Source organism: Halomonas sp. GFAJ-1 (genome assembly GCA_002966495.1).
In the GTDB taxonomy this organism is placed as follows: Bacteria; Pseudomonadota; Gammaproteobacteria; order Pseudomonadales; family Halomonadaceae; genus Vreelandella.
This window is the reverse complement of the sequence record CP016490.1, coordinates 836,969-849,273: the sequence shown is the minus strand read 5'-3', so window position 1 is coordinate 849,273 and position 12,305 is coordinate 836,969. Positions and strand designations below refer to the sequence as shown.

Annotated in this window: 9 protein-coding genes; 4 read left to right on the top strand and 5 right to left on the bottom strand. The window is 53.0% G+C overall.

Annotation, left to right across the window (positions count from 1 at the left end; translation table 11 throughout):
- The first annotated feature begins 95 nt into the window (after positions 1 to 95).
- Positions 96 to 1,199, top strand: coding sequence for a DNA replication/repair protein RecF (locus BB497_03845; GenBank protein AVI61892.1), 1,104 nt, complete (start codon positions 96 to 98; stop codon positions 1,197 to 1,199).
- Between the two features lie 39 nt (positions 1,200 to 1,238).
- A complete protein-coding gene (locus BB497_03840; GenBank protein ID AVI61891.1) occupies positions 1,239 to 3,659 on the top strand; it encodes a DNA gyrase subunit B in 2,421 nt (806 codons plus the stop codon).
- A 101-nt stretch (positions 3,660 to 3,760) separates the two neighbouring features.
- On the opposite strand, the gene BB497_03835 is transcribed toward BB497_03840, so the two are convergent.
- From BB497_03835 to BB497_03820, 4 genes are all read right to left on the bottom strand, one after another.
- On the bottom strand, positions 3,761 to 4,339 hold the full coding sequence (locus BB497_03835) for a D-glycero-beta-D-manno-heptose-1,7-bisphosphate 7-phosphatase (protein AVI61890.1): 579 nt from the start codon (positions 4,337 to 4,339) through the stop codon (positions 3,761 to 3,763).
- Positions 4,340 to 4,347: 8 nt separating this feature from the next.
- Positions 4,348 to 5,145 carry a hypothetical protein gene (locus BB497_03830; protein ID AVI61889.1) on the bottom strand — a complete coding sequence of 266 codons (798 nt, stop codon included), beginning with the start codon at positions 5,143 to 5,145 and terminating at the stop codon, positions 4,348 to 4,350.
- 248 nt (positions 5,146 to 5,393) lie between these two features.
- Complete coding sequence (locus BB497_03825) at positions 5,394 to 7,460, bottom strand: glycine--tRNA ligase subunit beta (protein AVI61888.1); 2,067 nt, start codon at positions 7,458 to 7,460, stop codon at positions 5,394 to 5,396.
- A complete protein-coding gene (locus BB497_03820; protein AVI61887.1) occupies positions 7,460 to 8,431 on the bottom strand; it encodes a glycine--tRNA ligase subunit alpha in 972 nt (323 codons plus the stop codon). Before BB497_03820 ends, BB497_03825 begins: the two co-directional genes overlap by 1 nt.
- A gap of 109 nt (positions 8,432 to 8,540) precedes the next feature.
- Here BB497_03820 and BB497_03815 point away from each other — a divergent pair, with 109 nt between their 5' ends.
- Positions 8,541 to 9,497, top strand: a complete 957-nt coding sequence (locus BB497_03815; protein AVI61886.1) for an ADP-glyceromanno-heptose 6-epimerase — start codon at positions 8,541 to 8,543, stop codon at positions 9,495 to 9,497.
- A complete protein-coding gene (locus BB497_03810; protein ID AVI61885.1) occupies positions 9,490 to 10,506 on the top strand; it encodes a lipopolysaccharide heptosyltransferase II in 1,017 nt (338 codons plus the stop codon). Before BB497_03815 ends, BB497_03810 begins: the two co-directional genes overlap by 8 nt.
- Before the next feature lie 52 nt (positions 10,507 to 10,558).
- Here the strand turns inward: BB497_03810 and BB497_03805 are convergent, their stop codons facing one another.
- Entirely contained in the window at positions 10,559 to 12,214 is a 1,656-nt protein-coding gene (locus tag BB497_03805) for a phosphatidylglycerol--membrane-oligosaccharide glycerophosphotransferase (protein ID AVI61884.1), read from the bottom strand.
- Between the last annotated feature and the right edge of the window lie 91 nt (positions 12,215 to 12,305).

The window sequence follows — 12,305 nt, the reverse complement described above, 5'->3', positions numbered from 1 at the left end:
CAAGCTTTAGCTCTATGATAAAACGGCGCTTCTGCTGTCAGAAGCGCCGTTTTCACGTTTAATACCAACATGACTTAATTTGGCGGCGACTGTTAATGAGCCTAACTCGGTTACACCTGCAAGGCTTGCGTAATCTCGCACCCGTGGAAATGGACCCCTCTCTGCGTATTAATATTCTCCATGGGGTTAACGGTAGTGGGAAAACCAGCCTGTTAGAAGGCATCCATATATTAGGGATGGGCCGTTCATTTCGTACTCGTCAGCTTAAGAATGTTATCCAGTCAGATGCTCCATATATGACGCTTTATGGCCGTTTGGCAGGTGACCCTGAGGTTGCCCTTGGGGTTAGGCGATTAAGAGCGGAGAGAGAACTTGAGCTGCGCCTGCGGGGCGAGAAAGGGGTACGCTTGGCTGAGCTGGTGGAAGCCATGCCGTTACAGCTGATTAATCCCGATGCGTTTCGTTTGTTAGAGGGATCACCGGCTGGTCGGAGAGAGTTTCTCGATTGGGGAGTGTTTCACGTGAAACATCAATTTTTGGAGGCATGGAAGCGAACGCGCCGGGCGGTGAAACATCGGAATGCGCTGCTTAGGCGTGGTAGAATAGTACCCGGCGAAATTGCAGTGTGGGAGCAGGAGCTAGCTACCTGGGGCGAGCAGATGGATACGCTGCGTCAAAGCTGGTTTAGTCAATTTTTACCTGTTTTTGAGGAAACGCTGGCAAGGCTATTCTCAGTGCCTGGGCTAATGCTTCGTTATGCCAGAGGTTGGGATAAGCAGAGGTCCCTAGCGGATGTGCTAGAGAGTAGCCGTGAAACAGATCAGCAAATGGGGTTTACTCAGCAGGGGCCTCAGCGTGCAGATTTACGGATTCGTCTTGATAAGCAGCCAGCAGTTGAAGTGCTTTCCAGAGGCCAGCAAAAGCTGGTTGTTAGCGCGCTTAAGCTAGCCCAAGGGCGGCTTCTGGAAAGTACAGCAAAGCGGCACTGTGTTTACCTGATAGATGATTTGCCTGCGGAACTGGATGAACAGCATCGCTTGCGGTTTTGCAAATTACTTGAAGAGATGCAGTGCCAAGCATTTATTACCAGCGTCGACCCAGCCGCTTTACGCGATATGTGGCAACCTGAGACTACGGTTAAGATGTTTCACGTGAAACATACTGAGCAAGGCTTAAGCCAGTTAGTAACGGATGGGTAGGTGACATGGAATGAGACAGACTTCACGACGGAGTGGTCAATGAGCGAGCAGGCTTACGATTCATCAAGCATCAAGGTGCTCAAAGGGCTAGATGCAGTACGCAAGCGCCCAGGTATGTATATCGGTGACACCGACGACGGTACCGGTCTGCACCACATGGTTTTCGAGTTGGTGGATAACTCCATCGATGAGGCTTTGGCAGGCCACTGCAGTGAAGTTCGAGTGGTTATTCACCCCGATGAATCAGTAACTGTCAGTGATAACGGCCGTGGTGTTCCTACCGAGCTTCATGAAGGGGAAGGGGTGTCAGCAGCAGAAGTTATTATGACGGTGCTGCATGCTGGCGGTAAGTTTGATGACAACTCTTATAAAGTCTCAGGTGGACTTCACGGTGTAGGGGTTTCGGTTGTCAACGCGCTGTCGGAAGAGCTGCGTTTGACCATATGGCGCCAAAATGAAGTGTTTGAGCAGATTTATCGCCACGGCGTACCACAAGCACCGCTAGGTGTGGTGGGTAAAACTGAAAAGACTGGCACTAGCATCCATTTCCGTCCATCACCGGATACATTCGCAAATATCGAATTTCATTACGATATTTTAGCAAAACGCCTGCGTGAGCTCTCTTTCTTAAATTCAGGTGTTGCCATTCGTCTAGTGGATGAGCGCAGCGGGAAAGAAGAGCTGTTTCATTATGAAGGTGGTCTAAAAGCATTTGTTGACCACCTGAATAAGAATAAAACTGTCTTGAATCCGGTTTTTCATTTTAATGCAGTGCGTGAAGATGGCGTTGAAGTAGAAGTCGCCATGCAGTGGAGCGAAGCCTTCACAGAAAATATTTTCTGTTATACCAACAATATTCCACAGCGAGATGGCGGTGCCCACTTGGCGGGTTTCCGTGCGGGGCTGACCCGTACGCTCAATAACTACATTGAAGCGGAAGGGTTGCTGAAAAAATCCAAAGTAAATACCTCGGGCGACGATGCGCGCGAGGGTTTAACCGCGGTTATATCTGTTAAGGTTCCAGACCCTAAGTTCTCGTCTCAAACTAAGGAAAAGCTGGTTTCCAGTGAAGTAAAAACAGCTGTTGAGCAGGAGATGGGCAGGCTGTTTTCAGAGTACTTAATTGAAAAGCCTAGTGAAGCAAAATCCATCGTCAACAAAATGCTGGATGCCGCCCGCGCCCGTGAAGCTGCCCGTAAAGCGCGGGATATGACACGACGCAAAGGCGCGCTGGACATTGCCGGTTTGCCGGGCAAGCTGGCGGACTGCCAAGAAAAAGATCCTAGCCAGTCAGAACTCTATTTGGTGGAGGGTGATTCGGCAGGTGGCAGCGCGAAACAGGGGCGAGACCGCCGCACCCAAGCGATTTTACCGCTGAAAGGTAAGATCCTAAACGTTGAGAAAGCACGCTTCGACAAAATGCTTTCGTCAGCGGAAGTGGGCACGTTAATTACTGCGCTTGGCTGTGGCATTGGGCGGGAAGAGTTTAACCCTGACAAGCTGCGCTACCATTCGGTCATTATTATGACCGACGCGGATGTAGACGGCTCTCACATTCGCACACTGCTTCTGACGTTCTTTTTCCGACAAATGCCGGAGCTGATTGAACGTGGCCACATCTTTATTGCCCAGCCGCCGCTATATAAAATCAAGCGAGGCAAGCAAGAGCTTTACCTTAAAGATGAGCAGGCAATGGTCGACTACCTGACGACCACCGCGCTGGATGGAGCGGGGCTTCACGTGAATGCCGATGCGCCAGGCATCACGGGCTCACAGCTGGAAGCGCTGGTTAATCAGTATCGCAACGTGATGAAACGAATCGATCGCCTAGCCCGTGTCTATCCGATTGAAGTGCTCAAGCAGACGGTGCACACAGCGGCGCTGCTAGGCGAAACGAGCCTGAAAGATCGGGTGACAATGGAAAACTGGATCGCTGAGCTTCAAAAAGCGATGGACGATAAGGTGGCCTATGAAGGTGGCCCTCGTTACCAGTTCTATATTCACGAAGATACTGAACGTGGTCTGCATTTGCCCGCGGTGTCGCTCATTGCCCATGGGGTAACCACAGAGTACGTTTGGGGCTTGGATTTCTTTGAAAGCGCCGACTACCGCGCCATTACCGGGTTAGGCGATACGCTCAATGGGCTGTTGGAGGAGGGGGCTTATATTGCCCGTGGTGAGCGGCAGAAACCGGTTTCCCACTTCTCCGAGGTGCTGGCTTGGTTAATGCAAGAAGGTCAGCGTGGGCTCTCTTTCCAGCGCTATAAAGGGTTGGGTGAGATGAATCCTGACCAGCTTTGGGAGACCACCATGGATCCTGACAGCCGCCGCATGCTGCGCGTTACTATCGAAGATGCGGTTGCCGCCGACATGATGTTCAATACGCTCATGGGAGATGAAGTTGAACCTCGTCGCGAGTTTATTGAGACAAATGCGCTAGTGGCTAATCTTGATGTCTAGGCGTCACTGCTGATGTTTCACGTGAAACAAAATAGTGATTGCTGAATAAAAAACGGCCCCTGGTTAAAAACCAGGGGCCGTTTTTTGATACTTATCACGCTCTACTGCTGGCAAAGCCAGTCGGTAAATGCAGCCAAATCAGCGAAAACAGTAGCATTCTCAAGTCCCGCATTGTGGGCCAAGGTTTTCTCTCCCTTTCCCGTTTTGACAAGTACGCTATGGCAGCCGACTGCTTCGCCTGCCTGTAAATCACGCAAACTGTCGCCGACCATCCAGCTGCCCTCTAAACTCTCTATACCTAACTGCTGCTGAATTTCTAGCAGTAGCCCCGGCAGTGGTTTGCGGCAACTGCAGCCATCGTCAGGCCCGTGTGGGCAGTAAGCAATATGAGCAATACGACCGTCTTCTGCTTCTACGAGTGCATTTAGACACTCATGCATGGCGTGCAGCGTCGCTTCATCATAGTAACCACGAGCGATGCCGGATTGATTCGTCGCGACGGTAACGGTAAATCCTGCCTTAGTTAAACGAGCAATAGCGTTAATGGCGGAAGGGTACGGTATCCATTCTGCTAGGGACTTTATATAGGCGTCTGAGTCACGGTTAATCACGCCATCTCGGTCTAGGATAACCAGCTTTTCAGGAGGCACATTAACGTAGCGTTCGTTAGTAGGGGGCATTTTTAGCTCTATTTAGCGCTTAGCTGTTGGTTGAGTAGTGACAGCGCTTGTAATGTAATAGCGATTTTTTTCCCATCACTACCAAAGCGCTGGAACGGAAACCGATTTAAGCGTGCAAGGCGTGGCAGCGTCGTTAGAAATCGCTCCCTTACAGCAGGTTGGGCCTGGCGTAAGCCGTTAAGTAGCGCAAAAGCTAAACGCTCTCGATGTGTGTCACGTTTACTAAGTTTGCCATACAGTGAAAAAATAAAGCAGTGCCAGTCGCGCACCATGCAGTCTATTAGCTCATGGCGCTCACCTGGATCGGTCTCAAAATCGATAAAAACAACTTCTTCCTGGTTTACCAAAATATTGCGCGCAAACGCTTCACTGAGATAACACTGGCGTGCATGGACATCATTTAGCGCCTGCGTTCCCAGCATAAGGTAATGATCGATCTCTTCCACTTGCTGCGCTGTGAGTAGTTTATCCAGCAGCGTTTGCGATGGCTGATTTTCACTGCCAGCATCGGCCAGCAATAGTGCTTCAGGTGTCTCAGCCAAAATAGTGGGCACTGCCACGCCGGCCGAGGAAAGTGCTTTAATGCGCGCGGCTTCTTGGGCAATGCTCTGTTTGCCCCCCAGGTTGTGAACCGGCTTGAGCGCATCAACACGCAGCCATTTGGCGAGTAGAGTAAGTGGCAGATAGGTAAGGCGTGAGTTACGTTTAGCGGCTTTTTTAAGCCAGACCTTGCGCCCATCAAGCGTATAAGACGCAATGTTGGTTTGCTGCTGGGGAAGTGTGTCTAAAAGAAAAAATTCGTACATAGCCGGTTCCATGGCGAGTCTTCGCTCGTCGACTTTGAATGCAAAGCTTAGCTAGTTAGCAGTAAGGCACAGCGAGTAGGGTAAATGTTTCACTAATCTTACCTGTATGTTTCACGTGAAACAAAAAGGTTTGCAGGCTTTTCAGGAGGCGAGAACTAGCAATAAAAAACCGGCACTTTTAAAGTGCCGGTTGGGATGTTGGCCTGCACACGCTAGACAGCGTTTTATAGCATGCTACTAAAAGCGTCTTACTGTGGCAGCTGGGAAATATCCGCAACTTCAAGAAACAGCGCCTGCAGGCTGGCTAGCAACGCAAGGCGGTTCCGACGCACCGCTTCGTCATCGGCCATCACCATAACCTGGTCAAAGAACGCATCAACCGGCTCGCGCAGCGTCGCTAAGGCATCAAGCGCCTGCTGATAGTTACCCTCTGCAAATAGCGGAGCCACCTGTTGTTGGCTAGCTGAGACGGCGTTGAACAGATTCAGTTCTGCCTCTTCTTGTAGCAAAGGCTGGTCGACCTGGGTGCTGCCATCGTGCTCCTGCTTACTCAGGATATTAGAAACCCGCTTATTGGCTGCGGCCAGGGCTGCGGCTTCTTCCCGCTGGGCAAATGCTTTAACAGCGCGCAGGCGACGAGCGAAATCCAGCGGCTTAGTGACCGGCCGGGCGCGTACCGCGAGGTACATTTCCGCACTAATGCCTTCATCTTGACCCCATGCGCGGAAGCGGTCCAGCATGTAGGTCAACACATCGTCGACCAAGCCTTCTGCTCTAGGCAAGTTCCGGTGCTGCTCAGCGGCAACGCTTAGCAGCTCACGGAGGTCGAGGCTGAGCTCACCTTTCACCAGAATGTTGAGTACGCCGATGGACGCACGACGTAAAGCAAAGGGGTCTTTTGCGCCGGTAGGGCGCTGACCAATACCAAAGATACCCACCAGAGTATCCAAGCGATCCGCCAGCGCCAGGGCTTGGCCAGTTAGGCTTTGTGGGATAATGTCGCTGGCAAACCGAGGCAGGTACTGCTCTTCTAACGCCTGAGCAACCTCAGCAGGCTCGTCATCTTGCTCGGCGTAGTAGCGGCCCATAATACCCTGGAGTTCAGGGAATTCGAGCACCATCTCAGAGACCAAGTCGCACTTAGCGAGCGCTACAGCGCGCTGGGCGTGGGCGACATCGCCATTAATTTGCTGAGCAATAAAGGTGGCAATTGCCGTGCTGCGGCGTGCTTTATCGGCCAGCGTGCCCAGCTGCTGCTGAAATACGACGCTTTCCAACTGAGGAATGCGCGATGCAAGAGTGCGCTTGCGGTCGGTGTCGTAGAAGAAGGCGGCATCTGCAAGACGCGGACGAATGACTTTCTCATTCCCTGAAATCACCTGCTGGGGGTCGGCACTGTCGATGTTCGAAATGGTAATGAACAGCGGCTTCAGCTTGCCTTGGTCATCCAGCAGGTGAAAGTATTTCTGGTTAGCCTTCATGGAAGAAATCAGGCACTCCGCAGGCACTTCCAAGAAGCGCTCATCGAAGCTGCCGGTCAGTGCGACAGGCCACTCCACCAAACCACTCACTTCGATTAGCAGGTCTTCATCGATGACCGCATGAGCTTCCTGCACTTCGGCTTCTGCTAACACCTGCTCACGAATGCGTTCACGGCGGCGCTGACGGTCGGCCAGTACGTAGGCGTTTTCTAGCGTGGCGAGGTAGTCGTCGGCATGCGCGAGCTGAATGGCATCCGGGGCATGAAAGCGGTGACCATAGGTAGTGCGGCTAGCCTCTAGGCCAAGTGCCTCAGCGGCAATCACATCGCTGCCGTAAAGGGTGACCAGCCAGTGAACCGGACGGGAGAACTCAACCCGGGATGCGCCCCAGCGCATGTTTTTGGGCACCGGCAGTGATTGCAGCGTTTTGCGAATCATCTCCGGCAGCAGCGCTTGAACGCTTTCGCCTTGCTGCTGCTCCTGAAAACCTAGCCAAGTACCTTTGTCGGTTTCCAGATGAATCAGCTCATCCACGCTAACACCGCAAGAGCGGGCAAAGCCTTCGGCCGCTTTGGTGGGCACGCCATCTTTAAACGCAGCGGCCAGGGCGGGGCCACGGCGCTCTACTGCGCGGTCAGGCTGCTTGTCCGCAAGACCGGTCACCTGCACCGCTAAACGGCGTGGTGTGGCGTAAGCGCTAATCGCCTGGAAAGGAATGTCAGCCTCTTGTAGCCCTTTTTTAATACCCGCTGCAAACGCATCTGACAGCGCATCCAGTGCCGTGGGCGGCAGCTCTTCGGCACCCAGTTCTAATAAAAGTGTATCAACAGCCATTATGTCTCTCCCTGGTCGGCGAGTGGTTCTTGTAACAGTTCGCGGCGCAGGGCCTCGGGGGCCATGGGGAACCCCGCTGCTTTGCGTGACTCGAAGTAAGCGGTGGCGACGTCCCTTGCCATGGTGCGTACACGTAAAATAAAGCGCTGGCGCTCGGTCACGGAGATCGCATGGCGGGCATCAAGCAGGTTGAACGTATGGGAAGCTTTCAGCACTTGTTCGTAGGCGGGCAGCGGTAGATTAACGGCTAGCAGTTTGCTGCACTCTTTTTCCTGGTGATCAAACGCCGCGAAGAGCTGATCCACATCCGCGTGCTCGAAATTGTAGGCGGACTGCTCACGCTCGTTTTGTAGGTAAACGTCACCGTAGCTGACTTTACTGCCATCGGGTGCTATCGCCCAAACCAAGTCATATACGCTGTCGACGTTCTGCAGGTACATGGCGATACGCTCAAGCCCGTAGGTCAACTCGCCGGTGACGGGGTAGCACTCAATGCCGCCCGCCTGTTGGAAGTAGGTGAACTGGGTCACTTCCATGCCGTTAAGCCAGACCTCCCAGCCCAGGCCCCAGGCGCCCAAGGTGGGGGATTCCCAGTTATCTTCCACGAAGCGCACGTCGTGAATCAGCGGGTCGAGCCCCAGGCGCTTTAGCGAGCCCAGGTAGAGATCCTGCAGATTACTGGGTGAGGGCTTCATGACTACCTGAAACTGGTAGTAGTGCTGCAGACGGTTCGGGTTTTCCCCATAGCGGCCGTCGGTAGGGCGTCGAGAGGGCTGCACGTAGGCCGCGTTCCAGGTTTCAGGGCCAATCGCCCGCAGGAACGTGGCGGGGTGGAAGGTGCCCGCGCCGACTTCCATATCGAGGGGTTGAAGGATGACGCAGCCTTGCTCTGCCCAGTACTGCTGAAGAGCAAGGATCAAGCCTTGAAAGGTCGACACATCGGGTGTCGATTGGTTTGTCGAAACACTCATCGCGGAAAGCACCGTTGGCCATGAATTCATAAGCCGTCAAGTATACAATCACAGGCAGATGGGTTATAGGCACGTTAGCCAAAGAGCCGCTTTTGGTAAGGAGAACGAGATGATCGTTGTAACAGGCGGGGCCGGTTTTATCGGTGCCAATATTGTCAAAGCGCTAAATGTTCGTGGCCGAAATGATGTGATGGTCGTCGATGATTTGCGCGATGGCACCAAGTTTGTCAATTTAGCTGACTGCACGTTGGCCGATTACCTGGACAAAAATGACTTTCTGGCACGGGTTAAGGCAGCGCTACGTGGTGAGATGGTTGACCTGCCGACTATCGATGCGATTTTCCATGAGGGTGCCTGCTCCGATACCACCGAGTGGGATGGGCACTATATGTTGGAGAATAATTTCGAGTACTCCAAAGTGCTGCTCAACTACTGTGAGAAGTTTGGGATCCCGTTCTTATATGCTTCGTCGGCGGCTACCTATGGTGGCAGCGAGGTGTTTAAAGAAGCGCCTGAGCACGAGAAGCCGCTCAATGTATACGGTTACTCCAAGCTGTTGTTTGATCAGCACGTGCGCTCGCGCTGGAGCGAGCTAACCACCCAGGTGGTGGGTTTCCGCTACTTTAATGTTTACGGGCCGCGGGAGCAGCATAAAGGCAAGATGGCCAGCGTGGCGTATCACAACCATCTGCAGGTTCGTAATGGCGAAACCTTGAAGCTGTTTGGGGCTTACGACGGCTATGAGGCGGGCATGCAGAGCCGCGACTTCGTTTACGTAGGCGATGTGGTCAATGTAAACCTCTGGTTTTTAGATAATCCCAGCGCATCCGGTATTTTTAATCTGGGTACTGGCCGAGCAGAGCCGTTTAAAGCCATTGGTGAAGCGGTAATCGACTTTTACGGCCAGGGTGAGATTGATTACATCCCTTTCCCAGAAGAGCTAAAAGGGCGCTACCAAAGCTATACGCGTGCGGATATAAGTAACCTGCGTGCCGCTGGCTGCGATGTGGAGTTCAAAACTGTTGCTCAAGGCGTTAACGCCTACTTGGAGTGGCTGAATGGCTAATTCTGCCAAGCGGTTGCTCGTTATAGGCCCCTCTTGGGTGGGCGATATGGTCATGGCACAAAGCCTGTTTATGACGTTAAAAGCTCGCTACCCTGGCTCAACCTTGGGCGTTGTCGCGCCGGCTTGGTCGCAGCCTATTATTGAGCGTATGCCCGAGGTGGACGAAGTACTGCCGCTGGCGGTGGGGCATGGCGAGTTTGGCTTGGGAAGCCGCCGCGAATTGGCGGCTAGGTTGCGGGGGCGTTATGATCGCGCCATTGTGCTGCCGCGCTCCTGGAAAGCAGCGTTAGTACCGTTTATGGCACGCATCCCCGAGCGTGTGGGCTTTTTAGGTGAGCACCGCTATGGCCTGCTTAAAGAGCGCCGCAAGCTGGACAAGCAAGTGCTGGATCAAACCGTAAAGCGGTTTGTCTCCCTAGGCTTGCCCCTGGAAGAAACCCTACACGGTGATTTCACCATCCCCACGCCACGCTTATCCATCGACCGAGATAATCTGGTGAACCTGCGCCTTACTCATGCGCTGTCATCACGCCCTGCCATCGGCATGATGCCCGGCGCCGAATATGGGCCTGCCAAACAGTGGCCGCTGGAGTATTTTCACGCCTTGGCGGCGCGGCTTATCGCCGATGGTTTTGAGGTGCGCGTACTAGGCGGGGCAAAAGACCACGAAGCGGGGGAGGCCATTATCAAAGGGCTTTCCCACGCGCATAACCTGTGCGGTAAAACCCAGCTAGCGGATGCGGTTGATCTGTTGGCCGACTGCCGTCAGGTGGTGACAAACGACTCAGGCTTAATGCACGTGGCGGCCGCAGTAGGCGTGCGTATTCACGCCCTGTACGGCTCCTCATCGCCTGCTTACACACCGCCGCTAACGGATAATGCCACTATTCACTACCTTGGACTCTCCTGTTCGCCGTGCTTCAAGCGCACCTGCCCACTGGGCCACACCAATTGCCTTAATGACTTGAGCGTTGAGCAGGTGCATCAGGCAGTGAAGAGATGCGTCTAGTAGTTTTTTGAGTTCACCTGGCCGCTCTAGCGACTGTCTAGCTTTTAAAATATTAATACGAAATAATGATTTCGTCAGCACTGTCGCTAGGGGTCTCTGTTACCTGCTCTCCTTCGTTCGCTGCTTCGTCAGCTTCACGACGTTGAGGGGCTAGCCCCTCCCACAAGCGCTGCTGAAGAACATTCTCTTCGCGCAGTCGCGCATTGATATCCGCAAGACCATGGCGCTCAAGTAAAGTGCGTGTTTCGCTGTCGAGAAGTGAAACGCCCAGACCCGCACGGGAATCTTCCGGCTTATAGCCCATGGCATCCAATAGAGTAGGAAATATGTCTACCATTGAGGCTTCACGGATAATACGCTTAGGGCTAAGGTCGTCCCCCAGTAGCATAAATGTGTTATCACGATCCATGGTGATAAGTTCATCCCAAACAGAAACACGCATGGTGAGATGGTCGCTCGCAATGGCGACCACGGTGTTTTCTAGTAGACCCTGCTCTGTGAGTCGTTCCAGCAAATCTCGCGCTAGCCAAGCCGAGCACTCAACGGAATAAAGAATATCCACACCGTCCCACTCTCCCTGTCGTTCTATGCAACGCTGGGCGGGATATCCATTTGGAGCGTGCCCTGCAATAGTCAGGTTGACGACACCCCAAGGGCCGTCGCTCTCAGCGTCTAAACGCTCAATCTCTTTCACCGTAAAGTCGTATAACGAGTCGTCGTACAGTCCCCAGTTATTGACATAATTGGGGTCGTCCAGACGCGGTTGCAGCTCCCTTAGTCCGTAAACGTTATCGAAGCCGTGGTCTCTATAGAATAAGCCTTTACCGGCGAACTCAGTGCTTGCACCACCTAAATAACTGAGACGGTATCCTTGCTCTGACAAGAGGTCACCCAGACAACGAACGCCCGGAACAACCGTGGAGAGCGGCTCAAATTGACGGTCGTGTAGTAACCCTGCAGGCATCAATGGCGTTCCACATTGGCTAGCGATCATGCCCGCCATCGTCCAGCCGGTATTATCAATTTGACGAACACCCTCAAAGACTTTTCCCGATTCACCAATGGCACTTAAATCGGCGTAAGCATCACCAAAGCGTGGATCATCGTAGGTGCGCTCAATGCTCTCCAGATACAGCAGCAGAAGGTTGGGAGGATTTTCCTGAGCGCTGATAACGGGTTCGACATAGCGCCTGTCCAGCCAGCCCCCATCGTCAGTGACCACGGCTGCACTACGCTGACCGATGCCAAAAATCAGGGGATTGGTAACCAGTAGGGCAATAGCAATCAAGGGTTCCACGCGTCGCCAGCGGTGGTCATGGCGAATAAGCCAGGTAAAAGCAATTAACAAGCTCAGCATGCAGGCTGTGTACAACACAGCAGCTACCATGCGCCCTGATCCACCGTGATCGGTTATGCCGGCCTGTAAGTGGAAGAAGACCGCGCCTAAATCAACAATTCCGAAGCTATCTGCTAGATAGACATATAAACCCCACAGGCAGAGCGGTAATAGCGACCAGGGCCATGCTCTGCGGTAGCTTGCTGATGTTCCCCAGTGAAGCTTCAGGCTGACGATCAGCCATATGCTCGTGACGACAAACAGCGTCCACCAGGGGAGGCGGGTCAGCACGGTAATGGAGTAGCTAATGCTGAAGCCAATAATAAGCAGAGGTAGCCATGGAGAAAGCTTGGGTGTTATTAATTGAGGCATGAGTCTCCCACACTGTTTATGTTAACTAGCCATTTAAGTTCTATGTAACTCATCAAACTACCCAGGCGTTGAAAATTTTATCAAGCTCACT

Excerpts from the sequence above, each read along its gene's own strand:
- BB497_03815 (AVI61886.1), top strand. The coding sequence starts at position 8,541 with ATGATCGTTGTAACAGGCGGGGCCGGTTTTATCGGTGCCAATATTGTC.
- BB497_03805 (AVI61884.1), bottom strand. The coding sequence starts at position 12,214 with ATGCCTCAATTAATAACACCCAAGCTTTCTCCATGGCTACCTCTGCTT.
- BB497_03810 (AVI61885.1), top strand. The coding sequence starts at position 9,490 with ATGGCTAATTCTGCCAAGCGGTTGCTCGTTATAGGCCCCTCTTGGGTG.
- BB497_03840 (AVI61891.1), top strand. The coding sequence starts at position 1,239 with ATGAGCGAGCAGGCTTACGATTCATCAAGCATCAAGGTGCTCAAAGGG.
- BB497_03825 (AVI61888.1), bottom strand. The coding sequence starts at position 7,460 with ATGGCTGTTGATACACTTTTATTAGAACTGGGTGCCGAAGAGCTGCCG.
- BB497_03835 (AVI61890.1), bottom strand. The coding sequence starts at position 4,339 with ATGCCCCCTACTAACGAACGCTACGTTAATGTGCCTCCTGAAAAGCTG.
- BB497_03820 (AVI61887.1), bottom strand. The coding sequence starts at position 8,431 with ATGAGTGTTTCGACAAACCAATCGACACCCGATGTGTCGACCTTTCAA.
- BB497_03845 (AVI61892.1), top strand. The coding sequence starts at position 96 with ATGAGCCTAACTCGGTTACACCTGCAAGGCTTGCGTAATCTCGCACCC.
- BB497_03830 (AVI61889.1), bottom strand. The coding sequence starts at position 5,145 with ATGTACGAATTTTTTCTTTTAGACACACTTCCCCAGCAGCAAACCAAC.